The sequence below is a fragment of the Ochrobactrum teleogrylli genome, assembly GCF_037482325.1.
In the GTDB taxonomy this organism is placed as follows: Bacteria; Pseudomonadota; Alphaproteobacteria; order Rhizobiales; family Rhizobiaceae; genus Brucella; species Brucella teleogrylli.
In genome coordinates this window covers 2102193-2126914 of the sequence record NZ_JBBHKQ010000001.1, presented here as the reverse complement: position 1 = coordinate 2126914, position 24722 = coordinate 2102193, and the positions used below count along the sequence as shown (strand labels likewise).

The window sequence follows — 24722 nt, the reverse complement described above, 5'->3', positions numbered from 1 at the left end:
AATGATCGACGGGCGCCCGCGGAGTAACGAAATGGCGGAAGTCGATTCGTCGTTGAAAGACGCAGACATCGATATAGGCGCGCTTTTTGGAAGCTTGCGCCGTAACTGGCTTTTGATTGTTGGTGGCGCTCTTCTCATGGCGGCGCTGGCGTGGATCATTTGTCTGCTTTTGACGCCGGATTACCGCGCGGAAACCCGCATCATTATCGAAACCCGCGAGTCCGTCTTCACGCGGCCCAATGGAGATAATCCTGCCGAGCGCCCGGTGCTGGACCCGGAAGGCGTGAAGAGCCAGATAGAGATTCTGACGTCTAACGATCTCATGAGACGTGTTTCCGACAAGTTGGATTTGCCGAACAATGAGGCATTTACTTCAATTGAAGTAAGGCCTTACAGCCGGATTCTGATTCTTCTCGGCATGATAGCCGATCCGGAGAAACTCTCTCCCGATGAGCGGGTTCTGCAGCGACTGCGTAAGCACCTGCAAGTGTATAATATCACGGGCTCGCGCGTTATCGCAGTGCAGTACACCTCTGCTAATCCTCAGTTGGCTGCACAAATCGCCAATACAGTCGCGGAAGAATATATCGCGCTACAGAGCGCGGCGAAGCTGCAATCGAATGACGATGCGACTAACTGGCTTGCGCCGGAAATCGAAGACTTACGCACACGTGTACGCGATGCCGAGAAAAAAGTCGCCGATTACCGCGCCTCGCGTGGATTATTGACCGGGCAGACCAACAATACGATTGCATCGCAGCAGCTTTCCGAAGTTTCGACGGACCTGACGCGTGTGCGCTCTGATCGCGCCACGGCGGAAGCGAGGGCGGCAAGTGTTCGCAAGGCGCTTTCTGCAGGCACACCGGTCGATACGCTGCCCGAAGTTGTTGCTTCCGGCATGATGCAGCGGCTCGCCGAGCGCCGCATCGAACTCAACGCCCAGATTGCCGATTTGTCGACGACGCTTCTTGATGGCCATCCGCGCATCAAGGCGCTGCGCTCGCAATTGGCCGACCTTGATCGCCAGACCAAGGCGGAAGGGCGCAAGCTGCTTGCCAGTCTTGAAAACGATGTCACGACGGCAAAGCTGCGTGAAGACGAGCTGACCCGTGAACTCAACCGCGTGCAGTCGCAAGCCGCGCAGGCAGGCGATCAGGAAGTCGAGTTGCGCGCACTCGAACGCGAGGCGGCAGCGCAGCGCGAGCTTCTGGAAACCTATTTGACCCGTTATCGTGAGGCAGCTTCCCGTATTGATCGCAATTATGTGCCTGTCGATGCACGCATTCTGTCGGGCGACGCACCAGCGCTTCCCTATTTCCCAATGGTTTTGCCGACTGTTGCTGCAACCTTTGTGGCGGGGCTGCTGTTACTCTCGATCTTCGTGTTGCTGCGTGAACTGTTCAGCGGGCGGGCCTTCGTGACCGCCGATGGCCGACGCGTCGAGGCTGTCGAGGAAATCGAAATGCCGGTGATTACCGCTGCCGCCCAAGCGGCTGCCGTTCCGCCGACCCTTTCCGAGCAGGAAGTGCCGGTTGCTGCTCCGCGCCGGTCCTGGACAGTGCCTTTTATCACGAGATCGTCTGGCTCTGACGCACGGACGACACCTGCGCCATCGGCGAAGGAGACGACCATGCCTGCACCAAAGAACCCGAATGGCGTGGAAGCCATTGCCAATCGTCTGCTCGACGGTCGCGACAAGCGCATTGTTGTGGTTTCGCCCGAAGGCGACGAAGCGTCAGCAACGACTGTGCGGCTGTTGCGCGATCTGGCCGACCGTGGCAAGCGTGCGCTTCTGGTGGATATGACAGCTCAGGGCACGGTGGGGAGCGCAATGCTCGACGGGCATAAACTGCCCGGCATCACCGAGCTTCTAACTGGCGAGAAACGCTTCAATGAAGTCATTCATAGCGACCGCTTTTCGCAGGCGCATGTCGTGCCGCTCGGTGCAGCAGACCCGGTTGAAGCCATGCGCGCCGTCGATCGTCTGCCGCTCATTCTCGATGCGCTCGAAACCGTTTATGACTTCGTGATCGTGGAATGCGGCCCATCTTCCTCTGCACAGATTCGCCGTGTTGCTGATAATGACGTGACGGTTGTGATGAGCATTGTCGATCCCGAGAACAATGATGTAGCGCTTGCCGCACTCGATCTTGATCAGGGTGGCTATGAAGATGTCGTCATTCTGATGGACGACAAGACCCCGCAGCCACGCGCATAATTCGATTCAAAAATAGCGTCTTAAAGCGGAAAGCTGAATCAAAATCGCTATTTACCTCCGGGCAAGCCTTGCTCGGATGCGCTTGGCGAGTCGCCAGAGCCGGGGATTGCGTTTGATTGTGCTGGCGACAGCGCTGCGTGCGGCTTGCAGCGCCACAAAAAGCCTGCCTTTGGCCGAGAGTGGCAGAACGGTATCGAAGATTTCAAGCTCGATATCGCACCAGTCGCGCTTGTAGGGTTCATCGCCTACACCAAAACTGTAGACCGCATAACCGGCATCGCAACAGCGCTTTATGTCTTCGAAGAACAGAAATTCGCCGGGGCTGGCATGGACCATATCGTCATCGGCGATGGCGGCAAATTCGGCTGTCGGTCCAGTGGCGGTGAGGTTTTTGCCGACGATCGAGCGGATAATGCCGCCCACTTCCAGAAACCGCAATTCGCAGATGGGCGCTGGTGCCGTGAGAGCCCGCGCGTAGAGTGCCTTGAAAAAAGTCTGCACGGCTTTGCCGGCAAACGGGTCGCTTATGCCCATCTGCCGGAAACGTCCGGCTTTCATGGCGAAGTAAAGGTCGAGAACGCGGTCGGATTCGTCCTGTGTCTGCGGCTGTTCAATGCGCCAGCCGCCGGCTTCCTGATAGCGGCGCTCATGCTGGCGGTGCTTCTTCAATCTGCGGCGACGGTTGGTGCGATTAAGCACCGCGTCAAAACCACCATCAAGCGAGACCATCAGGACCGGATTCGGGTTTCGTTTCTGCCCAAGGGTAAAAAGCGGATTGTCGATATCATCAACGGCGTCAAGCTGGCGCGTCAGCGCCAAAGCGTCGATATCCGGTCGCGCCTTGCATATGGCGGCAATGAGCCGGTCCAGAGCTTTGCGGTTGACTGCGGATGACCGTGCTGCGGCCAACCATGGGAAATTACCGTTGGCATGGCTGCCGCCGGGATAGCGCGCGATCGTCATGCCCTTCTGGCGGATGACTTCCAACGGCAGGAGAAAAACCGGGCGTTCAGCATCGAAAATTCCGGCGACGAAACAATCAGTGTTGACGCAACGATGCCAGCAATCAATCCAGGCGAAGGATTGCGGTGCGCCGTGCAGGGCAGGCCCTATCGCCCAGAGACGCTCGATTTCGGAAAAATCGCTGATAATGCGTTCCGTAAGCGTGGCCGATCCCGCCATGTTGCCCCGCTCAGTCATGCTGTATTGCGCCCCTTGAATATGCTCAGAGCTGCTTTTTACGCGGTGGCTGCGCCATCCACCAGATGATCGCCATGGCTGGCAGGACCCAGAGCAGGCCTGAAACAATGAAATAGAGGAGATGCACCCATGCCGGAGAATTGCCGAGATGCGCGACGGCGATGATCGTAGCCAGAACCGCATAGACGATCACCAGCGTTACCAGCAGAAATGTGCCGATCAGTTTCTTCAGCCTAACGGGCATGATTGCGTCTCTCCTTTTCCCCGCACCATCACTAACCGCTGTGCCTGATCTGCGAAAGGGCAAAAAACGCGGCGGCATGTCGCGTGGACTTGCCTTGTAACTGACAGGTCGATGCGGCATGTATCGCTCCAGATGGTTTGAAGGAAGAACGGCATGACGGCAGCATCGATGGCGCAGCGCGGAGAGCGTAGTTCGAGAACGTCGAAGGACGAACGCGACCGGCGCCTTGTGCGCTATTGGCTTTATGCGGTTTTTGTCGTGCTAATCGCCATCGTGATGGTGGGCGGGGCCACCCGCATGACCGGCTCTGGCCTTTCCATCACCGAATGGAAGCCTATCCATGGCGTCATTCCCCCGCTCGACCATGCTGAATGGGTGGAAGAGTTCGATAAATATCGCCAGATCCCGCAATATCAACAGATCAACAAGGGCATGTCCCTTGAAGAGTTTCAGTATATTTTCTGGTGGGAGTGGGCGCATCGCCTGCTGGCGCGCTTCGTCGGCTTTCTGGTTGCGGTGCCGCTTGCTTTCTTCTGGGCGACGGGGCGTCTGAAGGGCGGGCTGAAATACCGCATGCTGGGGCTTCTGGCGCTGGGCGGCTTTCAGGGCGCGATTGGCTGGTGGATGGTTGCATCGGGTCTCAGCGAGCTTACCAGTGTCAGCCAGTACCGGCTTGCAATCCATCTCACCACGGCCTGCGTGATCATTACCGCGGTCTTCTACATTGCCAGAGGACTTGTCACCTATACCGAGCGTCCGGCGGAGCGATCCGTGCAGCGCTTCGCCGGGTGGCTGGTCTTTGCCGTTCTGGTGCAGATCTATCTTGGCGGCCTGGTTGCCGGGCTGCATGCCGGTCTGACCTACAACACCTGGCCTTTGATGGATGGTGCCATCATCCCATCCGATCTGTTCATTCAGTCGCCATGGTGGCGCAATCTGTTCGAAAACCCGAAAACCGTGCAGTTCGTACACCGCATGTTCGCTTATACGGTTCTGGTTCTCACCGTTCTCCACGCCGTGCAGGTCTGGAAAGATGCGCCGGGTACAACCCATGCGCGCCGCACGATTGTTCTGCTCGGCCTGGTGCTGGTGCAGGCTGTCATCGGCATTGGAACGTTGCTGATGAGTGTACCGTTGCATATGGGCCTGACGCACCAGTTCGTCGCACTGATCGTGCTGGCTTTCGCGGTTGCGCATTGGCGCGCAACCAAGGGCGCTTACGCGGGATAGGCCGTCTGGCGCAAATATCTCAGCGCGGTGGCAATCTTCAGCTCCCGCGCTTCATCGGCATCATTGCCGTCCTCGCGGTGCCACGCGGCTGAAAGACAGCCATAGGCGATGGCATAATCAAGAATATAAGACGGTGCGCTACCGATGATCGGCGCGAAATGCTCAGCCATGCGCTTGGCACGATCGAGGTCTAGGCAGAGATCGTCACGATCCAGCGGATTGTAAAAGATATTGGCGGCATCGAAAGCCGCATCACCGACCAGTCCGTGCGGATCGATGGCAAGCCAGCCGCGCGGCCCTTGCAGGATGTTTTCGTGATGGATGTCGCCGTGCAGCGGAATGGGCTGGTGCGGTGCCGTCAGCAGTTGCCTTGCAAGCGCTGTAGCCTCCGCATAAAGCGGCGTCTGGTCTGCGACGGCGAAAAGGCCGGAGAAATGCTTGTCGAGCGGTTGCAGATCTGACGGCACAGGCTCGGGCGAGGGCGTATGCAGCGCGGCCAGAACCTGCCCGAAAATCCCCAGACAATCCGCATCGTGTCCGTCTTTGAGGTGTTGATCGAGATGATAGCTGCCCGCATATTCGAGCAGCATCGACGTGCCTCTCAGATCGTAAAGACGGGCCGCGCCATGTCCATCCTGCCAGCGCAGATAATGCGCGCCGCGCATTTCCTCCATTCCGGCTGGCTTCAACTGCTTGATAACAAAAACCTCGCCCGGATGATCGATGCGTTCGACCTTCCAGACGAGGCTTGAATGCGTATCCGCCAGTGGTTCGAACGAACCGATATTCCATTGGTCAGGGAATACCGGTTCAATCGTCATCAGGCTTTGCCAAGCATGAGGTTCATGTTCTGGACAGCGGCACCCGAAGCACCTTTGCCGAGATTGTCGAGTAGGGCGACCAGATTGACCTGATCGTCGCCTTCGGTGCCGAAGACAAAGAGCTTCATGCCGTCCTTGCCGGCAAGTTCTTCCGCATCGACGCGCGGAAGCTTGCCGCTTTCCTCCAGTGGCACGACTTCGACAATGTCCTGACCGGCATAATGCTCGCTCAGGGCTGCGTGAATCTTTGTCAGCGACGGCCTGCCTTCAAGCTCGTTCAGGAACAGCGGAACCTGCACGATCATGCCCTGCGGGAAACGTCCGACGCTCGGGCTGAAGATCGGGCGACGGTCGAGGCGTCCATGCAGCTGCAATTCCGGCACATGCTTGTGATGCAACGGCAGGCCATAAAGGAAGTTGTTAGCGGCCAGATAGTCCGGATTGTTCTTGTCTTCCATCTGCGCAATCAGCTGCTTGCCGCCGCCGGTATAGCCGGAGACGGCATTGACGCTGACCGGATAGTCAGACGGCAACAGCCCTGCGTCGCGCAGCGGGCGAACAAGCGCGATCGCGCCGGTTGGATAGCAGCCCGGATTGGCGACGAGTCTCGTTTCGGCGATGCGTTCGCGCTGGCCTTTGGCCAGTTCGGCAAAACCATAGGCCCATTCCGGATGCACGCGGTGGGCGGTCGAAGTGTCGATGATGCGGGTCGAATTGTGATCCCGCAGCAGGGAGACGGCCTCTTTCGAAGCGTCGTCGGGCAGGCACAGAATGGCAATGTCGGCAGAGCGCAGATAGTCGGCGCGCAAATCCTTGTTGCGCCGCTCGGCTTCCGGGATTGAAATCACTTCAAGATCGTCGCGCTCGGCCAGACGGCTGCGGATTTGCAGGCCGGTGGTGCCGTGTTCGCCATCGATGAAGATTTTCGGTTTCATGCTTTTGCCTTTTGATTTCATAAAGTTACGACAATATCCGGAATCGGTCTTTCAACCGCTTGAATCAGTTTCTCAACCGCATAAACGCGGCACCGTCATCGTCGTTCTTTCTGCTCTGCCAGCAGACCCAGATAATACATTGCGATTGTCGCTCCAGCGATAGCCGTAATATCGGCATGATCATAGGCTGGTGCAACCTCGACCACATCCGCACCGACGAAGTCAAGCGCCGTGAGCTTGCGCAGGATCGATAGCATCTTGGCGGACGAAGGACCGCCCGCCACCGGCGTGCCCGTGCCGGGCGCAAAGGCCGGATCAAGGCAATCAATATCGAAGGTCAGATAGGTCTTCTTGCCCGCAGTGCGTTTAAAAATGGCGTCGGCAATCTCTGCTGCCGTCATGTCTTCGACTTCGTGACCATAAATGATCTTGATGCCGCAATCTTCCGGCGCATGGGTGCGAATGCCGACCTGAATGGAATGGTCGGGATCGATGATGCCATCACGCACGGCGCGGGCAACGAAGGAACCGTGGTCGATCCGCTTGCCGTCGTCAAACCATGTGTCCTGATGCGCATCGAACTGCACCAGTGCCAGCGGGCCATATTTCGCGGCATGGGCTTTCAGAAGCGGCCATGTCACGAAGTGATCGCCGCCAAGCGTCAGCAAAAATGCATCGGATTTGAGGATCTTCGCCGCTTCACGCTCGATCGTGGCTGGCGTCTTGTAATGGTTGCCGTAGTCGAGCAGGCAGTCACCGTAATCGATCACAGCGAGGTTTTCGAACAGGTCGCGCTGGAACGGATATTGCGGGTCATTGTCGAAAATGGTCGATGCGCGCCGGATGGCCTGCGGACCGAAACGCGCGCCGGGCCGGTTGGACACAGCCGCGTCGAACGGAATGCCCCAGACAACGGCTTCCGCGCCCTTCAGCGACTTGGTGTAGACGCGCCGCATGAAAGACAGCACGCCCGCATGGGTCGGGTCGGTCGCAGCGCTCGTCAGGCTGCGTGCGGTAAATGCGTGATCAATGGTCTTGGATGGCATGGCCGTTCCCCGGTGAAGTTCTGACTTCTATAACCGGTCACGCCAGAAATTGGGAAGAGGTTTTAGTCTCTATCAAAACCGTAAGCGCGTTCGACACGGCCAATGCGCACGCGATAGGTCTCATACCACTGCTGGCGACCAAGCTTTTGCGCCACAAGGTGGTCCACTTCGCGCTTCCATGCGCGAATGCTGTCTTCGTCCGCCCAGAACGAATTCGTTATGCCAAAACCTTCCGCGTCTCGGGCGCTCTCGACGCCAAGATAGCCGGGTTGTTGCGCTGCGAGTTCCGCCATGCGCACCGCCATATCGGCGTAGCCATCGTCGTCGCCAATGCGCTGCGAGGCAAAACTCACGACGTAATAAGGTGGCTCCGGTGTGACGGCAAAGCGGCTGGACGACATCATGCTGGCTCCCTGCTGGCTGATTCCTGAAATTCATAGCAAAAAGCGGACCCGAAGGCCCGCTTTCCGTTGTTTGATCGTCAGAAGTTGACCGCGAGGTTCACTTTAATGGCGTGATCCTGCGCCTTGTTTGCGAATTGTCCCCGGTAGTGCAATCCGAGAGACGTGTTATGCGCCAGATTGAGGTCCAACCCGGCCTGTGCGTAGAACATGTTTTTGTCGAGCGGCAGACCTTCAACCATGAAGCCGGGACCGTCGCTGAAACGCAGCATTGTTTCCGGCTGGTCGGCGCTATTATGCTGCCAGCCGAGCGCCAGTTTGGTGTTGACGCTGGTGTTTTCGGAGAGTGCGTATTTGTTCGAAAGACGCACGCCGAGATAGTTGGTTAAAAGGTCGCCGGTGGCGCCAGAGCCGGAGAGGGCGGTCACAGCCGCATTTTCCGTAAAACCATTGGTTTTCGCATAGGCATAGGAAATGCCCGCAAATGGCTCCAGCAGCGCCAGACTGGTATCGATATTGTAGCCGAGTTCCGCAAAACCCTGGAAGCTGTTGCCTTTGTAGCTTGCGCGATTATCGTTTGAAACTTCCCTGAAGCGGATTGTGCGCTTGCTGTCGATGTCGTGCAGATTGGCATTGCCACCAAAAGTCAGGTTGAAGTTTTTCCATGCATAGCCGCCATAGGCGCCGATCTGATAGCTATCGACTTTCGCAGACGACAGGCCGCTATTGAGCGAGGATTGCAGATAACCGGCGAAGAGACCCAATTGCCAATTATCCGACAGTTGGCCGTCAATGCCGGTGATAAAGCCCGTCGCGCTGCGGCTCATGGCTTGCGCTTCTCCAATGCTCTGGAAATGCGCTCTGGAATTATAGGCTTGTCCCCATACGCCGCTTTTGAGCGGAGCATTCAGCGCCGAATGATTGAAGCGACTGTCGGACAGATCATTCATGCGCTGTGTCACGGCTTCGCGTGGCAACTGGTTGTCATAAAGAAGCGATATCAGCGTGGATGCGTAAATATCGCCAGACAGCTCGGTATAGGCCTCTGACAAATCGTCTTCCATCCGCGATGTAAGCACGTTCTTGTAGAGCTTTTGATCGTGGCCGAGCGCCTGCAATGCGTTGGCAACCCTTCGTTGCTGGTTGCTTACCGCCGATTCTGCAAATGACTTGCCCGCCGTTGCGAAGGTGACTTCGACTTCATTCGGCCTGTATTCAAGTTTTTCGGTGATGAAGTGATAGGTGGGAAGAACGTCGCTGAAGCGGCCATTGACCCCGTTGTCGGCCATCACGAACACGCTTGTTTTGCCTACCCGGGCGTTGATTTCGTCAACGGTCAACTTTGGATGGCCGCCGAATTTAACGCTCCCGGCGAGCATAGCCTTGTTGCTAGCATAAATCCCTGAAGTGTTGCCGTTGGCATCGACCTTCACGTCGAGAACACTGCCAGATTTCAGATCGATATCGCCATTCACGTTCAATGGTTTCATGCGCGGCGAACGGTAGTCGCCGGGGGAAACATGCGCACCGGCTCCAGCCACTATGCTGCCGGTAAAACCGGTGCCGCTCAGTGTACCGCCGGAGTGGACCAGAACCGGCGAAGTGATTGAGCTGTTTACCTTTAATTCCCCAGCGTAAATGTCGGTCACCCCTTTGTAGCTGTTCTGCCCGTTAAGGATGGTCATGCCGTCTCCAACCTGCTGTACGCGACCATCGCCGGTAATCTTGCCGTCGAATTCGAGCAGGTTGCTGCGATTGAACGACAGAAAGGCGTCTTTCTGCATCAAATCAACGTCGCCGATGACGGAGCCGGTTTCGCCGCCATTACCAAGCGCCAACCCGCCTTCCGCCACGAAGCTGTTGCCGGTGTATTTGTTTTCTCCCGTCAGCGTCAGCTTTCCGGCGTTCATCTTGTACAGTGATCTGTTTCCATCCAGATAGCCCGATACGATCTTATCGGATGTCGGAAAGAAGAAGTTGCGCTCGGTCTTGAACAGGCCATTGGGAGACCGGGCGTAGAAACCAGCTAAGTCGGGGTTTGACCAATATTCCCGCACGTAGTTGGCAATGTAATTGTGTGTGCGGGTCGTCGGATGAATATCATCCCAGAAAACATATTCATTCTGGATTGCGGAACCGCGCGGCTGGTCGAGACATGAGGGCGTATCGACACAATTTCCTGTCGCATTCGAGAAGCCGAAAACGCCGGGGTGCTTCACCACCATGTCAAGGATGCCAGCTACGTCTGGGGCGTAGACCACAGCATCCGGATGCTTTTCCTTAAAGGCAGCGATGCTGGTGGCGATGGCCTTGTTGAAATCATCGGTTGCTTCTCGAGCAATGACGCCGGGCGCATTTGCATAACGCGGAACTTTCGAAAAATCAGGCATGTCGGGCACCAGAAATTGCCGCGCTCCCACCTGATAAAGGCGTTCCAGTGAAGTGAACAATTCATTTCCGCTAAATGCAGCTTTCACTCGCGTGGATTCATCGTGCTTGATTGCATCCAAAGCATCATTGCCACCCGCCCATAAAGACACGATGGTGTGAGGAGAGATGGTCTGAGGATAAACGGTATTCGTCCCACGAATGTACTCGGTCACCTCCTCAGCAATAGAGGGGATCATCCCCGGTATTTTGTGGTTCTCATACTTTGTGCCGCCTATGGCGTAGTTCACACTGGTGCCACCGTTCGGGGTGTTGCTGCCAAAATCACCGGGGGCTGACGAGTTGGTCGAAATTTCGTGCCCCTTTCCTGGTCTCGGAAAAGGTACTCGTTCCAGACGCGTCCATTGCTGAAGCGTCCGTCGGTCGTGTACATTTTTTTAAGTTTTTCTATGAAAAACTCACTGAATGCGCCGTTATCGCTCAAGCTGTCGCCGAAGATGATGGCCCTGTCGAAATAAGCTTTCTCGACATTGTCGGTTATGCTCTGGGAGTAAGCTGCAGAAGAAAGTAAAAATTGAACAGGGGCGAGTGCAGTCAATATAATATTGACTTTCCCAAAAGGAATATAGGTCAAAGTAATTATCCTGTTAAAAAATTTTAAAATAAAAATACTTGAAAAATATAAAATAACATAAGTATAGTGTAAATTAGCCTCCTTTGAATAGGGGTCGGAGGACGGTAGAAACCAAAAAAGCGAGCCTTGCGGCTCGCTTTTTTGTAGATCCGAACGACGGAAATATCACCGTTCGGAAATTTGGTCCCAAGCGCCGGAGCGCTTGGGAATATTCCTTGAAACGGATTAGCGCTTCGAGAACTGGAACGAACGGCGAGCCTTGGCCTTACCGTACTTCTTACGTTCGACGACGCGGCTATCGCGGGTCAGGAAGCCACCCTTCTTGAGAACCGTGCGCAGGCCCGGTTCGTAGTAGGTGAGGGCCTTCGAAATACCGTGACGAACGGCACCAGCCTGACCGGACAGGCCGCCACCGGCAACGGTAGCAACGATGTCGAACTGGCCAGCGCGGTTCGAAGCGATGATCGGCTGCTGGAGGATCATCTGCAGGACCGGACGTGCGAAGTACTTTTCGAATTCCTTGTCGTTGACGGTGATCTTGCCGGAACCCGGCTTGACCCAAACGCGTGCAACGGCGTCCTTACGCTTGCCGGTGGCATAAGCGCGGCCCTGTGCGTCCAGCTTCTGGACGTGAACCGGAGCGGCAGCTTCGGTCTTGGCAACAGTGCCGAGTTCTTCGAGCGAGTTGAGCTGCTCAGCCATGATTATGCATTCCCTTTGTTCTTGCGGTTCAGCGCTGCGACGTCGAGGACTTCCGGCTGCTGAGCTTCATGCTGATGGTTCGGACCTGCATAAACGCGCAGGTTCTTCATCTGGCGACGGCCGAGCGGACCACGTGGGATCATACGCTCAATAGCCTTCTCGAGAACGCGTTCCGGGAAACGGCCTTCGAGAATCTGGCGAGCAGTGCGCTCCTTGATGCCGCCCGGATGGCCGGTGTGCCAGTAATAAACCTTGTCGGTGTACTTCTTGCCGGTCAGAACAACCTTGTCGGCATTGATGATGATGACATTATCGCCATCGTCAACGTGCGGGGTGAAGGTTGCTTTGTGCTTGCCACGCAGGCGATTGGCGACGATAGTTGCGAGACGACCAACGACGAGACCTTCGGCGTCGATCAGTACCCACTTCTTCACCACTTCAGCCGGCTTCTGAGAAAAAGTTGCCATTGAAGTCTTCCTTAGACTAATCCCCGATATGAACATCAGGGCTTTTTTTGTTGCTTGTGTTGGTGATATCCAACCCGAACGGGCGTGCAAAAATTAAGTTTCGCGCGCTTCCGGCGGGTCGATACACAAACTCTGCCCCGCCGTCAAGTCCCGTATTTGCACGATGATTTTAAAAACATAATGAAATCAATTACTTGATTATTTGGTATTATAATACCGTATGTTTTTGTGGTGCTTTTAACGCGGTGGGATTGAATAAGTCGCTGTTGCATGAGCAACCAGTTCGCCAGTCGCGCCATCAGTCAGGCTGATATCGAGGACGGCGAGGCGTTTTCCAAGCTTCAGAAGTCTCGCGACAGCTTCCACCGCGCCGGGTGAGGGCTTGCGCAGGAAATTGATGTTGAGATTGGTGGTCACCGCCAGCGCGACCGGGCCGATATGCGCCAGAATAGCCGCATAGGCAGCAACATCGGCCAGGGCGAATAGCGCAGGGCCGGAAACCGTGCCGCCGGGACGCAGATGTTGCTCGTCGGCGTGAAGGCGCATCGTGGTGGAACCTTCATCAATCGCAACAATCTCGAAACTCTTACCAAGCTGCGGAAACTCACGCTTCATGAAAGCGCGCAGCTCGTCGATATCCATCACCGGAGCCAGACTTGTGTGTCTTGTCATATTGATATTCATCCAGTCCTCCCAATCTTTATAGGAATAGAAGCGTGGACCCTTGTGTTGCAAGCGGCATCCTGTCGTGCGAACGATAAATACGGTCGCGCAGTTGAGACTGGTGAGGTAAGAACATGAACAATCCGTCTGGCGACCAAATTCGCAACATTCTCCAATCCGTCAAAACAATTGCGCTTCTTGGTGCCTCCCCGAAGCCCGAGCGCCCAAGCAATGGCGTGATGGAGTTTCTGCTCTCCAAGGGCTACCGCGTCATTCCCGTCAATCCGGGGCAGGTCGGCAAGGAAATTCACGGCCAGCGCGTCGTGGCGCGTCTGGCCGATATTGAAGAGCAGGTCGACATGGTCGATGTGTTTCGTGAGCCTTATTCGCTGCCGGGTATTGTGGATGAAATCCTCGCCATGAAGCAGCGTCCATCCGTTTTGTGGACGCAGCTCGGCGTTGTTCATGAAGAAGCTGGCAAGCGTGCCGAAGAAGCAGGGCTGACCGTCATCATGGATCGTTGTCCCGCGATAGAATACCCGCGCTTGATCGGGTAGCGTATGAAGCGAGAATAAAATTCCGCGCTTTGATATCAGTCGAAAAATTCCTCCTTTGCTTTCTTTTTGGCAGAGCCTAACGTCCGCTCTCAAAGAGTGGCATTCGTTATCAGGAGGAATAGATGTCCAAACGCTCACCCGGCATAGAAACACTGGCCGTTCACGCAGGCGCGAAGCCTGATCCGACAACTGGCGCGCGTGCAACGCCAATCTATCAGACGACGTCCTTCGTGTTCGAAGATGCGGATCATGCGGCCTCCCTGTTCGGGCTACAGGCGTTCGGCAATATTTATACACGTATTACCAATCCGACGACGGCGGTGCTGGAAGAGCGCATCGCAGCGCTTGAAGGCGGCACCGCAGCTGTCGCGACGGCATCGGGGCATGCTGCGCAGCTGCTCGTTTTCCATACGCTTTTGCAGCCGGGCGATAATTTCGTCGCTGCGCGCCAGCTTTATGGCGGCTCGATCAACCAGTTCGGCCAGTCGTTTAAATCCTTCGGCTGGCAGGTGCGTTGGGCCGATGCCAGCAATCCGACCGACTTTGCCAAGCAGATCGATGGCAAAACGCGCGCAATCTTCATTGAAAGCTTCGCTAATCCGGGCGGCATAGTCGTGGATATCGAAGCGATTGCCGAAATCGCCCATAAGCATGGCCTGCCTTTGATCGTAGACAATACGCTTGCTTCGCCCTATCTCGTGCGCCCGATCGAACACGGCGCGGATATTGTCGTGCATTCGCTGACCAAGTTCATTGGCGGCCATGGTAATTCCATGGGCGGCATCCTCATCGACGGCGGAACCTTCGACTGGGCGAAGTCTGGCAATTATCCGCTTTTGACCGAACCGCGCCCGGATTATGCCGGTCTGGAACTGCACAAGACCTTCGGCAACATCTCCTTTGCCATCGCTGCCCGCGTGCTGGGTCTCCGCGATTTCGGCCCGGCGATTTCGCCATTCAACGCCTTCCAGATTCTAACCGGTGTGGAAACTCTGCCGTTGCGCATGCAGCGCCATTGCGACAATGCGCAGAAGGTTGCCTCCTGGCTGCATGGTCACGAGAAGGTATCGTGGGTGAACTATGCTGGTCTGCCACATGACAAATATCATGCGCTTCAGCAGAAATATTCGCCGAAGGGCGCAGGCTCGGTTTTCACCTTCGGTCTCAAGGGCGGCTATGATGCGGGCGTGAAATTCGTGGATAGCCTCGACCTGTTCTCGCTGCTCGCCAATATCGGCGACACGCGTTCGCTCGTGATTCATCCGGCCTCGACCACACATCGGCAGCTGAGCGACGAGCAGAAAGTGGCGGCTGGAGCTGGTCCGGATGTCGTGCGCCTGTCTATCGGCATCGAGGATGCCGACGATATCATAGCCGATATCGAACAGGCTCTTGCCAAGGTCTGACCGGATGAGCCGGTTTCTCGACTTCGACCTGACCGGCATTGAACCGGAAGAAGGCGCTCCTTTGCCGGAGCGCGTTCTTTCCGGCGATCCAAAATTCCGAACATGGAATCTGGAAGAAAATGCCGATGGCACCCTCTTTGCCGGCATATGGGAAAGCACGCCGGGAAAATGGCGGATCGAATATGACGAATGGGAGTTCTGTCACATTCTATCCGGTCGCTCGATTGTGAGTGAGGAGGGCGGCGCGAGCCGCGAAGTCAAGGCGGGAGACAGTTTTGTCATTCGCCCCGGCTTCAAGGGCAGTTGGGACGTGCTGGAAACCACCCGCAAGGAATATGTGATTAAGCTCTGAAAAAAGAAAAGGCTGCGAAATTCGCAGCCTCTTTGATTCTCGACCTACCGCGGCTCATTGCCTCGCGGTCTGATATAGGCGCGGGGCCGGTTGCTGCCCGAAGGTCTTGCTTCCGGGCGCGGTTGCGATGGGCGCTCGGCCTGCGGTGGACGCGGACGCTCACCTTGCGGCGGGCGCGGGCGGTCTGGTCTGTTGTAATTCGGGCGACGGTCGCGATCACGATAACGGTAATCGCGGTAGCGAGAATCCCGATAATAACGCGGCGAATTGCGATAATAGCGTCCGCTATCATAGACAACGCCGGTGCCGATATAGCTGCCCTGTACATAGTAAGGGTCGTAATAGCCGCCGCCGCTGCCATAATAGCCTTCGGACACGCACCCGGTGAGCGTCAGTCCGGATATGCCTATGCCAACGGCGATCAGAAGTGATTTTAATGACATGGCCTTCGCTCCTTCAAAGCTCGAACGCTGTACATCGCTGAATGTTGCAGCATTTGGCAAACATTCTTTCGACGAACATTATGCAGAAATGGCGTGAAGCGGCAAAATCACTAAAGATTACGGTGTGATAGCCGTGGGAGCGTTTCGGACTACATATCGTATTCGTACATGCATATTTGCTCAATCACAGAATGCGAATTTACAAAAAAAGGGGGCGGTTACCGCCCCCTTTTTGCATTTATTAATCGGTATTCACAGCAGCGCCAGTTACGGCCGAGCTGATGTCCTTGAATTTTTGATTGATGTCGGTTCCTAGTGTGCTCGCTCCGGCAATGATTGCCACAGAAATAAGTGCAGCGATGAGGCCGTATTCGATTGCGGTTGCGCCGGATTCGTCTTTGCGAAAACGCGAGAAAAGCTTGGACATGTGTTGCTCCTGAGACTCTGCTTTTATTAGCTGGTCGTCTTGACCTTGGGCCAAATTACACGGGCAATTCTTTTTGCGCTCTTAAGTTGCATGGTAAATAGAAGATAAGCGCCCTGTATGATTAATAAATTGCTGAAATATACCCAAGCATTGGGCTGAACGATCATTTCCGACGCACAAAGCCCAAAAAACAAAACCCCGCCTGAGCGGGGTTCTTTTCGGTTATCCAGCTGCGCTACTTGGGGAGCTGCGCACCGGCCTGCTTCACGGCGTCTGCCATGGTCTGGCACAGCTTTTCTTCCGAAATATTCTGCGCCTTTGCGCTGGTGGCCAGATCCTGTTCCATACCCATGACGGAAACCTTGCCCTGCTTGCCGGTTTCTTCGGCAGCTTGGGCCTTGGACGTATCGGCTGGAGGAGGGATCAAGCCAAGCATTTTGTTCTGGATTTCGATGGCTGCATCGTCGGTATAGCCCTTGTCCTTGCAATAGGTCAGCACGCCGAGCTGATTGCGGGCTGCACTATAGGCCATTTCCATCTGCTCAGGCGTCGCCTGCGCGAGGGCCGCAGCGAGATTTACACCGAGAAAGAGGCCGGTCAAAGAAACGCGAATGACATTACGCATTATAATTCTTCTCCATGTTCCAAATACATTGCGAGATAATGCGATTTTCCCCACGGGGAAAATTCAAGAAAGATTAATTAGTGAAATGTGATAAAATGGAATTAGTTTCTTCTGATTTTTAAATCCGCGTCATATTTGTGCGTTAGAAGCCAAAGGCAGCTGTGCATTTTATCGAATGCCCTATCTTACGTGGCATCAGGAGCGCCAGCCCGATCCCCTTGAAAACAACTCTATCGTCCGCTCAGCTACCGATAGTTCGGGTGTTATGAGCGCATCGAATTTGGTCATTTTGGAAAAATGGACGAAACTGTGCGAATTGCCAAAATTTGCTCTTGCGCTTGGCGCACGAATTGCCTAAACGGCTCTCACGCGACTGACAAATCAGTCGGGCGATTAGCTCAGTTGGTAGAGCGCTTCGTTTACACCGAAGATGTCGGGAGTTCGAGTCTCTCATCGCCCACCATTCTATCTCCCCGAAAATATATGCATTGTAAGCGCAGCCAGCCCTAATTTGGCTGCCTGTTTGTCACGTTTGGTGTGCCACGCCGCTAAAACGACTATGGCGGGACAATGCCCGCCATAACCTCTATAAATATATATCAGATGGCGCCGAGTGGCGCTCGATCAATGCAAGCCGCCGACGCCCAGATGTTCCTCAACCGCGTGATGATCTGACGCCAGTTGTTCGGACGTGCCGGACCATGCAATGCGGCCACGCTCCAGAATGATGATGTGATCGGCGAAGTCTAGCGCGCTCTGGATCCGTTGTTCGACGAGCAGGATCGTCATGTCGCCCTTTTGCGCCAGTGTCGAGAATGCTGCCATCAGCTCTTCGCAAATGACCGGCGCGAGGCCTTCAAGCGGCTCGTCCAGCAGCAGCACCGTCGGCTTGCCGAGAATGCTGCGTGCCGTTGAAAGCATCTGCTGTTCGCCGCCGGAAAGCTGCGAACCCAGATTGCGCCGCCGCTCCTTGAGGCGAGGGAACATGGCATAGGCTTCTTCGAGCGCGTCCTTTGGTCGTTTTTTCAAGCCGACGAACAGGTTTTCTTCCACCGTCAGCGTGGGGAACACATCGCGGGTCTGCGGCACATAGCCAAGACCGGCAAGCGCACGGGCAGCTGACGGCAGTGTCGCGATATTCTGGCCGCCGAGCAGGATTTCGCCGCCATAGCGCCGGGTTTGTCCGGCGATGGTCGCAAAGAGGCTGGTCTTGCCGACGCCGTTGCGCCCCAATATGGCCAGCCGAGAGCCGGGTTCGGCTTTGAACGACACATCTTCAATGACCCGCGTAGGACCATAGCCGGAGGAAAGATTGCGGATTTCAAGCGAGGCTGCACTCATTGCGCATAGCTCCCCAGATAGGCTTCACGGACGCGGGTATCCTGCACGACATCTTGCGGCAGTCCGTCGAAAATCACGGTTCCAGCGGCCAGAACGATAACGCGTTTTGCAAAGCGGAAAACCAGATCCATGTCGTGCTCGATCATGAGAACAGCAAGATCGGCGGGCAGGCGGTCGAGCGCTTCTTCAATGCGGCCCGTATCGCTTTGCGGCACACCGGCGGCAGGTTCATCCAGCAACAGCACCTTTGGACGCAGCGCCAGTGCCAGCGCGATCTCCAGCAGTCGTTGCTGGCCATAAGCGATCTGGCTGACGCGCAGCTGACTGAGCGGCAGCAGCCCGAGCGTGTCGAGAATATCGCGCACCTCATCCATCACGGCCGGCATTTTATGGTAGTCGCCGAGAATGCGGCCCGTCTTGCCTTCTCGCTGCAAAACGGCGAGCGCGACATGCTCTTCCGGCGTCATGTCGAAGAAGAGCCGCGTGACCTGGAATGAGCGCACCAGACCGCGCCGCACGCGCTGCATGGCGTTGAGTTTCGAGACATTCTCGCCGCCAAGCGTCACTGTGCCGGAGGTGGCGGGAAGGTTCCCGGTCACAAGATTGACGAATGTGGTCTTGCCTGCGCCATTCGGGCCGATCAGGGCAACGCGGTCGCCCTTTGCCATGCTGAGCGAGACATCGTTCGTGACGGCAAGGCCACCAAAATTCTTGCGCAGTTTTGAGACTTCAAACACGGTGCTCATGGGTTGCGCGCCTTCCGCTTCTCGAAATAATGGACAGCGGTGCCATAAAGGCCACGCGGGGCGAACAGCACCACGAGGATCAGCAATGCGCCAACCATGGTAAGCCAATGGAACGGATTGGCGGCAGAAACCAGATCTTCGAACCACATGAAGACGACGGTGCCGATGAGGCCGCCGAACAATGTGCCCGTGCCGCCCAGAACCAGCATGACGAGCGCTTCCGCCGACATGGTGAAGCTGAGGCTGTCGAGACCCACGACCTGCGTTGAAATGGCGTTCAGTGCGCCGCCGATACCGGCAATGGCGCCGGAAATGACATACATGCGAAGCTGCGCCGAATGAACCGAAGCACCCATGGCGTGGATACGGATCGGATCTTCCTTCACGCCCCGGCAAAGCATGCCGAAAGGCGACCGCACGACATAGCGCAGGAAAATGAACGACACGACCAACAGGATGACACCGAAAATATAGGCGGTCTGTCCATAAAGATCGAATTCGAACATGCCGAAGATAGGATCGGGCGAAATGCCGCTCAGGCCATCGCTGCCGCCGGTCCAGTTGGATGCCTTGTTGGCCGCTTCATGGAAAAGATGCACCACGGCAATCGACAATACGAGCTGCGCCAATCCATGGGCGCGCAAGATGACGAAGCCGGAAACCAGTCCGGTGACGGCACCGGCGGCGAGGCCGATAAACGTCATCAGCAGCGGGTCGGTCACGCCGAAATGCGCTGCGGCAATGCCCGCGCCATAAGCGCCAGCGCCGAACAAGGCTGCATGGCCGAGCGTTGCGATGCCGCAATAGCCGGTGACGAGATCGAGCGAGAGCACGAGAAGCGCAATCGCGATGATGCGTGTCAGAAGCGCCAGATTATCGGGAAACAGGAACCAGCCGACGATGCTGGCCACGATGATGGCGATGACGCCAATCAGGCCCGCATAGGAATTGCGGTTTTGGGGGAGAGTTTGCGACATGTCGGTCATTTCTTGGCCAACCTTCCGGCAAGGCCGCGTGGAAACAGGGTAACGATCACGATCACCGCCAGATAGAAGAAGAATTCGCCATATTCTGGCGCGAGATAGCGTCCCGTCGTGTCGATAGCGCCGAGCAGCAGGCAGGCGATAAGAGCGCCCGGGATGGAGCCAGCGCCGCCGACGGAAACGACCACGAGAAACGTCACCATATAGCGCAGCGCGTAGTAGGGCTCGACGGGCAGCAGTTCTGCACCGACGACACCGCCGAATGCGGCAAGGCCGATGGCGAGCGCAAAGCTGATCGCATAGACGATTTCGGTCCGAACGCCGAGCGCGGCAGCCATATTCGCATTATCGACAGCAGCGCGAAGTTTAACGCCGAACGCGGTGCGTTCAACGATGTACCAGAGGCCGATTGCAACGGCGAGGCCGCAGCCGATGGCGAAGACGCGATGCTTGGCGATGGCGCGGAAGCCGAGATCAATCGAGCCGCGAAGCATTTCCGGCAGTGGGATGGTCTTCAGCGTCGGGCCGAAAATATAGTTTGTCAGACCGATGATGCAGAATGTTATGCCGATGGTCATCAGAACCTGCGTCAGCTCCGGTGCGCCATAGATGCGGCGATAGAGCAGGCGCTCCACCGGAACAGCGATGATCATCGTGCCGATAACGGCGATGATGATGGCAAAACCGTAATTGAGGCCAAGCTGATGCGCGGCGTAAGACGCGAAATAGCCGCCGATCATCGCAAAGGCGCCATGCGCCAGATTGACGACGCGCATCAGGCCCATGGTGACCGAAAGGCCGATAGAGATGACGAAAAGCACCATGCCATAGGCGAGGGCATCGACAGCAATGCTGAGCACAGTCTGCATTGAGTAATCCTATTGGAGCATTTCCGGCAAAAGTGCATAGCGGTTTTGCGTAGGATAATGCGTAAAACAAAGAGATAGAGCGGTTCCATGATTCCGTTCTAGCTGGAACGCTCTAGATCGATTCTCTGGCCGGAGGCGGAGAGAAAGTCGCTCCCGGAACGTTCCGGGAGCGCAAGTGCCTCATATCCCTTGGAATATAAGGCGGGCTGAACCGTGAAGCAGGTGAATTACTTGGCCTTGAGGCCCGGATCGCCCTGCTTTTCGAAGGTCTGGATTTCCTTGTTGTAATAGGTGCCGTCTTCCGCCTTGGCGACTTCACGCAGATAGATATTCTGCGTCAGGTGACGGCTTTCCGGATCGATGGAAACCGGGCCGCGCGGGCTGATCCATTCCATGCCCTTGACGGCTTCCACAGCCTTTTCCGCATCCTTCTTGCCGCCGGTTGCTTCGATCATCTTGTAGATGACATGCATGCCGTCATAGGCGCTGACAGACGGGAAGGACAATTCAGCTGGGTTGCCGATGGCCTTGCCCGCTTCTTCGACGAACTTCTTGTTTTCCGGAGAATCGTGCGAAATCGCATAATGGAAGGTCGTCAGCACGCCAAGCGCCGTTTCGCCAAGGGCGGGAAGATCGGATTCCTGCGTCAGGTCGCCCGGCGCAAAAAGCTGTACGCCGTCTTTCTTGAGGCCGTTATCGACATAGGCTTTCATGAAACCGAGCGTGGTGGGACCGGACGGTAGAAAGGCGAAAACGCCTTGCGCACCGGAATCCTTGATGCGCTGCATGATCGGGCTGAAATCATTGGTGGCAAGCGGCATGCGGATGGCTTCCACCACTTCACCGCCAGCTTCCGTAAAAGCGGCTTTGAAAGCATTTTCCGCATCGACGCCCGGACCGTAATCGCTCACCACCGAGATGACCTTCTTCACGCCCTTGTCGATTGCCACTTTGGCAATAGGGGTTGAGGTCTGCCAGGTCGTGAACGATGTGCGCACCACATAGGGGCTCTTGGTCACGATTGCGGACGTGGCGGCATTCATCACCACCATCGGCACATTGCCCTGCTTCAAGATCGGCGTGACGGCCATGGCGTCAGGCGTGAAATAGAAGCCTGCCAGATATTGCACGCCTTCCTTGACGACGAGTTCCTGCGCCAGTGCCTTGGACTGCGCGGGATCGGCCTGCGGTACATCGCGATAAACGACTTCCACCGTGTCTTCGCCGACCTTGTTGCCGTGTTCGGCCATATAGGCGTCGATACCGGCCTTGAAATTCTTGCCCTGAATGGCAAACGGTCCCGAAAACGGACCGATAACGCCAACCTTGACCACATCGGCATAAGCCGCGGATGCGGTGAGCGACAATACCGCCAGCGCGGTGAGTGCAATTTTCTTCATGTCTTCCTCCCGGTTGCCCAACATTCCTGCGCCTGACCGTCTCAGTATCGCATGGAATGTCCTATTTTAGAGCGCGTTTCGATCTGTTTGCATTAGATCGGCGCGTCCCAACTTTTGCCTAACGCGCATCTTTCCGAAAACCGTCTCCACACTTTTCGGGTTGCGCTCTAGAATGTCGATCTGACTGTTTATGTAAAATGATATTGTCTGCCGAAATCATAACTCATTGGTTATGTTAGTGTCCAAATAAGAAATGATTCAACACCGCTGCGCACAGACTTTCTTTCAAGGATTTAAGTCCGATATTTCCTCGCATTCAAGCCCGACGCGCACCGATAGGCACGATGGCGCGCCACTTAAGTACAAAGCAGCGCGCCGTATGTGTGATTGCTTATGTTTAGAACGGCAATCCTACATAGTTTTCCGCCAGCGCGGTCGATGCCGCGTGAGAATGGCTGATATAGTCAAGCTCCGCCTCCTGAACCTTCTGATCGAAAGCTTCCATGTCAGGAAAGCGATGCAGCATTTTCGTCATCGACCAGGAAAAGCGCTCCGCTTTCCAAATGCGCGCCAGTGCTTTGGCCGAATAGGCATCCACGCCCGCTGCAGAATTTTCGAGATAGAACTCGCGCAAGCCCTCAAAAAGATAGTGGACATCGCTGGCCGCCAGATTGAGGCCCTTCGCGCCGGTCGGCGGAACGATATGGGCGGCATCGCCGACGAGGAACAGTTTTCCGAAACGCATCGGCTCGGCAACGAAGGAGCGAAGCGGCGCTATCGACTTTTCGAAAGAGGGGCCTGTCACCAGAGCTTCCGCATGGTTCACGGGCAGACGACGGCGCAATTCGTCATAGAAGCGGTCGTCGCTCCAATCCTCGATCTTTTCGTCCAGCGAGCACTGCAGATAATAGCGGCTGCGGGTTTCCGACCGCATTGAGCACAGCGCGAAACCGCGTTCGTGATTGGCGTAGATAAGTTCGTGATCGACCGGCGGAATATCCGCCAGAACGCCAAGCCATCCGAAAGGATAGACCTTTTCGAAATTGGTGATGGCCTTTTCGGGCACCGATTTGCGGCTGATGCCGTGATAGCCATCACAACCGGCGATGAAGTCGCAATCGATCCGGTGCGTGACGCCATCTTTTTCGTAGGTGACGTAAGGCGATGCGCCGTCAAAATCATGCGGCGTAACATTCGCGGCTTCATAAATGCCGACAGTGCCGGATTTGTGCCGCTCATCCATCAAGTCTTGCGTCAGTTCCGTCTGACCATAGACGGTCACGCGCTTGCCGGTGAGGGCGTGAAGATCGATGCGGTGATCACGACCGTCGAAAGCAAGCGAAAAGCCGTCATGCGGCAGGCCTTCGCGGTGCAGGCGCTCGGCGGCGCCGGCTTCTTCCATCAGGCGAACGGTGCCTTCTTCGAGCACCCCGGCGCGTACGCGGCCCAGAATATAATTTTCGCTGGCGCGGTCGAGAATGACATTGTCGATACCGGCGCGCGTCAAGAGTTGTCCGAGCAACAAGCCGGACGGACCCGAACCAATAATGGCGACTTTAGTGCGCATGATTTCCTCCCAACGCAACGATGCCCCTTATTTTTTGGAATCGTTGCAAACTGGCAATGGATTCTTGCTGCAATTAATTGTACAAATCGAACACAATCTGCAGGAGAGAATGATGCGCGTCGATGTTCCAACCTATGAACTCTATGGGGAAGGGACCGATAAAAAGCCCGATTTCTGGCTACATTGTGAGACGCTTTATTCCAGATCCAGCCTGTATCAGTTTGAAATATCGCTGCATCGTCACGAGAATTTCTTTCAATTCCTGTACATTCAGGATGGCGCAGGCAATGCCAGTTTCAACGGCGTGATTCACAGTTTTCGCACGCCATGCGCTATTCTTGTGCCGCCCGGATTCAACCATGGGTTTTCGTTCTCACGCGATATCAATGGGCACATCATCACGATATTGCGCCCGCAAATGCCCTTTGTCGGCGACCGCCGCGGTGGGCCGTTCGGAGCTTGGCTGAATGAGCCGAGACTTGTGGCGATGGAAGATGCCGCGCTGGAGGATCGTGAACTGGCAGCCTTGACCGTCAATCGGATACAGGTCGAATTCTATTCCAGAAAGCCATATAAAAACAGCATATTGGAGTCGATGCTTAAAACGATGATCGTGCTGGTTTCACGTCATGGATTGAGTGGGTCGCTTGATGAGACCGGACGCCCAGACTATAGCGATGTGCGCGTGGAAAAATTTCTGGAACTGATCGAACGGCATTTTCGGGAGCATCGCCCGGTGGCGTTTTATGCCGATCAACTCGGCCTGTCGCCAACCCATCTCAACCGGCTGGTGCGGCGGCTCACCGGCGAGACGACACAACATATGATTGCGCATAAGCTGATCGAGGTGGCCAAGCACGATCTGATCGCCATGCCCTCGTCAGTCCAGCATATTGCCTATTCACTCGGCTTTGCGGACCCGGCCTATTTTTCGCGCTTCTTCCAAAATTTCACAGGCGAAACGCCCCGCAGTTTTCGCTTGCGCGAGCGCGCGCGCCTTGAGGAATCCGTCCATGGAAACTGACTTGGACTTTTGAGACCGGCGCCCTTTTACGCT

The 24722-nt window shown here is 55.9% G+C and carries 26 protein-coding genes and 1 tRNA gene; 7 read left to right on the top strand and 20 right to left on the bottom strand.

What is annotated here, in order from left to right:
• Positions 1 to 31: 31 nt before the first annotated feature.
• Positions 32 to 2218 (top strand): GumC family protein, encoded by a 2187-nt coding sequence (locus WIX40_RS09960; RefSeq protein ID WP_339439835.1) that lies wholly within the window; start codon positions 32 to 34, stop codon positions 2216 to 2218.
• A gap of 51 nt (positions 2219 to 2269) precedes the next feature.
• On the opposite strand, the gene WIX40_RS09955 is transcribed toward WIX40_RS09960, so the two are convergent.
• Entirely contained in the window at positions 2270 to 3418 is a 1149-nt protein-coding gene (locus WIX40_RS09955) for a GNAT family N-acetyltransferase (protein WP_339439834.1), read from the bottom strand.
• A 25-nt stretch (positions 3419 to 3443) separates the two neighbouring features.
• A complete protein-coding gene (locus tag WIX40_RS09950) occupies positions 3444 to 3662 on the bottom strand; it encodes a DUF2842 domain-containing protein (protein WP_109368747.1) in 219 nt (72 codons plus the stop codon).
• Positions 3663 to 3815: 153 nt separating this feature from the next.
• On the opposite strand from WIX40_RS09950, the gene WIX40_RS09945 reads away from it, so the two are divergent.
• Positions 3816 to 4892 carry a COX15/CtaA family protein gene (locus WIX40_RS09945; RefSeq protein WP_124915622.1) on the top strand — a complete coding sequence of 359 codons (1077 nt, stop codon included), beginning with the start codon at positions 3816 to 3818 and terminating at the stop codon, positions 4890 to 4892.
• On the opposite strand, the gene WIX40_RS09940 is transcribed toward WIX40_RS09945, so the two are convergent.
• The 9 genes from WIX40_RS09940 to WIX40_RS09900 all read right to left on the bottom strand — a co-directional run bounded on the left by WIX40_RS09940 (position 4880) and on the right by WIX40_RS09900 (position 12970).
• Entirely contained in the window at positions 4880 to 5713 is an 834-nt protein-coding gene (locus tag WIX40_RS09940) for an aminoglycoside phosphotransferase family protein (protein WP_124915623.1), read from the bottom strand. The genes WIX40_RS09945 and WIX40_RS09940 overlap by 13 nt on opposite strands.
• The gene (gene argC / locus WIX40_RS09935) at positions 5713 to 6648 is read right to left on the bottom strand and encodes an N-acetyl-gamma-glutamyl-phosphate reductase (RefSeq protein ID WP_121536292.1); all 936 of its coding nucleotides are present in this window, start codon (positions 6646 to 6648) and stop codon (positions 5713 to 5715) included. The genes WIX40_RS09940 and argC overlap by 1 nt, the downstream gene beginning before the upstream one ends.
• 95 nt (positions 6649 to 6743) lie before the next feature.
• Entirely contained in the window at positions 6744 to 7694 is a 951-nt protein-coding gene (gene speB / locus WIX40_RS09930; RefSeq protein WP_124915624.1) for an agmatinase, read from the bottom strand.
• 62 nt (positions 7695 to 7756) lie between these two features.
• Positions 7757 to 8095, bottom strand: a complete 339-nt coding sequence (locus tag WIX40_RS09925; RefSeq protein WP_109370209.1) for an antibiotic biosynthesis monooxygenase family protein — start codon at positions 8093 to 8095, stop codon at positions 7757 to 7759.
• Positions 8096 to 8175: 80 nt separating this feature from the next.
• Positions 8176 to 10773: an autotransporter domain-containing protein gene (locus WIX40_RS09920; protein WP_339439833.1), complete on the bottom strand. Its 2598-nt coding sequence runs from the start codon at positions 10771 to 10773 to the stop codon at positions 8176 to 8178.
• On the bottom strand, positions 10770 to 11117 hold the full coding sequence (locus WIX40_RS09915; protein ID WP_121535772.1) for an SGNH/GDSL hydrolase family protein: 348 nt from the start codon (positions 11115 to 11117) through the stop codon (positions 10770 to 10772). Before WIX40_RS09915 ends, WIX40_RS09920 begins: the two co-directional genes overlap by 4 nt.
• Positions 11118 to 11342: 225 nt before the next feature.
• A complete protein-coding gene (gene rpsI / locus WIX40_RS09910; protein ID WP_078340527.1) occupies positions 11343 to 11819 on the bottom strand; it encodes a 30S ribosomal protein S9 in 477 nt (158 codons plus the stop codon).
• A gap of 2 nt (positions 11820 to 11821) precedes the next feature.
• Positions 11822 to 12286 (bottom strand): 50S ribosomal protein L13, encoded by a 465-nt coding sequence (gene rplM / locus WIX40_RS09905; RefSeq protein WP_078340528.1) that lies wholly within the window; start codon positions 12284 to 12286, stop codon positions 11822 to 11824.
• 237 nt (positions 12287 to 12523) lie between these two features.
• Positions 12524 to 12970, bottom strand: coding sequence for a PaaI family thioesterase (locus tag WIX40_RS09900; RefSeq protein ID WP_121535775.1), 447 nt, complete (start codon positions 12968 to 12970; stop codon positions 12524 to 12526).
• A 113-nt stretch (positions 12971 to 13083) separates the two neighbouring features.
• Here WIX40_RS09900 and WIX40_RS09895 point away from each other — a divergent pair, with 113 nt between their 5' ends.
• The 3 genes from WIX40_RS09895 (at position 13084) to WIX40_RS09885 (ending at position 15264) form a co-directional block, all read left to right on the top strand.
• Positions 13084 to 13506, top strand: coding sequence for a CoA-binding protein (locus WIX40_RS09895; RefSeq protein ID WP_121535778.1), 423 nt, complete (start codon positions 13084 to 13086; stop codon positions 13504 to 13506).
• A gap of 122 nt (positions 13507 to 13628) precedes the next feature.
• Positions 13629 to 14912 carry an O-acetylhomoserine aminocarboxypropyltransferase gene (locus tag WIX40_RS09890; RefSeq protein ID WP_109368754.1) on the top strand — a complete coding sequence of 428 codons (1284 nt, stop codon included), beginning with the start codon at positions 13629 to 13631 and terminating at the stop codon, positions 14910 to 14912.
• 4 nt (positions 14913 to 14916) lie between these two features.
• Positions 14917 to 15264: a cupin domain-containing protein gene (locus WIX40_RS09885; protein WP_121535781.1), complete on the top strand. Its 348-nt coding sequence runs from the start codon at positions 14917 to 14919 to the stop codon at positions 15262 to 15264.
• A 44-nt stretch (positions 15265 to 15308) separates the two neighbouring features.
• Here the strand turns inward: WIX40_RS09885 and WIX40_RS09880 are convergent, their stop codons facing one another.
• The 3 genes from WIX40_RS09880 to WIX40_RS09870 all read right to left on the bottom strand — a co-directional run bounded on the left by WIX40_RS09880 (position 15309) and on the right by WIX40_RS09870 (position 16759).
• Complete coding sequence (locus WIX40_RS09880; RefSeq protein WP_339439832.1) at positions 15309 to 15707, bottom strand: hypothetical protein; 399 nt, start codon at positions 15705 to 15707, stop codon at positions 15309 to 15311.
• Between the two features lie 241 nt (positions 15708 to 15948).
• Positions 15949 to 16134: a Flp family type IVb pilin gene (locus WIX40_RS09875; RefSeq protein WP_124915627.1), complete on the bottom strand. Its 186-nt coding sequence runs from the start codon at positions 16132 to 16134 to the stop codon at positions 15949 to 15951.
• A gap of 235 nt (positions 16135 to 16369) precedes the next feature.
• Complete coding sequence (locus WIX40_RS09870) at positions 16370 to 16759, bottom strand: pore-forming ESAT-6 family protein (protein ID WP_124915628.1); 390 nt, start codon at positions 16757 to 16759, stop codon at positions 16370 to 16372.
• 387 nt (positions 16760 to 17146) lie between these two features.
• Here WIX40_RS09870 and WIX40_RS09865 point away from each other — a divergent pair.
• Positions 17147 to 17222: transfer RNA gene (locus WIX40_RS09865), tRNA-Val, on the top strand.
• A gap of 161 nt (positions 17223 to 17383) precedes the next feature.
• On the opposite strand, the gene WIX40_RS09860 is transcribed toward WIX40_RS09865, so the two are convergent.
• The 6 genes from WIX40_RS09860 to pobA form a co-directional block, all read right to left on the bottom strand.
• Complete coding sequence (locus WIX40_RS09860; RefSeq protein WP_124915629.1) at positions 17384 to 18100, bottom strand: ABC transporter ATP-binding protein; 717 nt, start codon at positions 18098 to 18100, stop codon at positions 17384 to 17386.
• A complete protein-coding gene (locus WIX40_RS09855) occupies positions 18097 to 18846 on the bottom strand; it encodes an ABC transporter ATP-binding protein (RefSeq protein ID WP_124915630.1) in 750 nt (249 codons plus the stop codon). Before WIX40_RS09855 ends, WIX40_RS09860 begins: the two co-directional genes overlap by 4 nt.
• Positions 18843 to 19832, bottom strand: a complete 990-nt coding sequence (locus WIX40_RS09850) for a branched-chain amino acid ABC transporter permease (RefSeq protein ID WP_124915631.1) — start codon at positions 19830 to 19832, stop codon at positions 18843 to 18845. The genes WIX40_RS09855 and WIX40_RS09850 overlap by 4 nt, the downstream gene beginning before the upstream one ends.
• Positions 19829 to 20698, bottom strand: a complete 870-nt coding sequence (locus tag WIX40_RS09845; RefSeq protein ID WP_109368789.1) for a branched-chain amino acid ABC transporter permease — start codon at positions 20696 to 20698, stop codon at positions 19829 to 19831. Before WIX40_RS09845 ends, WIX40_RS09850 begins: the two co-directional genes overlap by 4 nt.
• A 227-nt stretch (positions 20699 to 20925) precedes the next feature.
• Positions 20926 to 22098: an ABC transporter substrate-binding protein gene (locus WIX40_RS09840; RefSeq protein ID WP_124915632.1), complete on the bottom strand. Its 1173-nt coding sequence runs from the start codon at positions 22096 to 22098 to the stop codon at positions 20926 to 20928.
• A gap of 397 nt (positions 22099 to 22495) precedes the next feature.
• Positions 22496 to 23665: a 4-hydroxybenzoate 3-monooxygenase gene (pobA, locus tag WIX40_RS09835; protein ID WP_124915633.1), complete on the bottom strand. Its 1170-nt coding sequence runs from the start codon at positions 23663 to 23665 to the stop codon at positions 22496 to 22498.
• A gap of 112 nt (positions 23666 to 23777) precedes the next feature.
• On the opposite strand from pobA, the gene WIX40_RS09830 reads away from it, so the two are divergent.
• Positions 23778 to 24689: a helix-turn-helix domain-containing protein gene (locus tag WIX40_RS09830; protein WP_124915655.1), complete on the top strand. Its 912-nt coding sequence runs from the start codon at positions 23778 to 23780 to the stop codon at positions 24687 to 24689.
• Positions 24690 to 24722 lie beyond the last annotated feature (33 nt).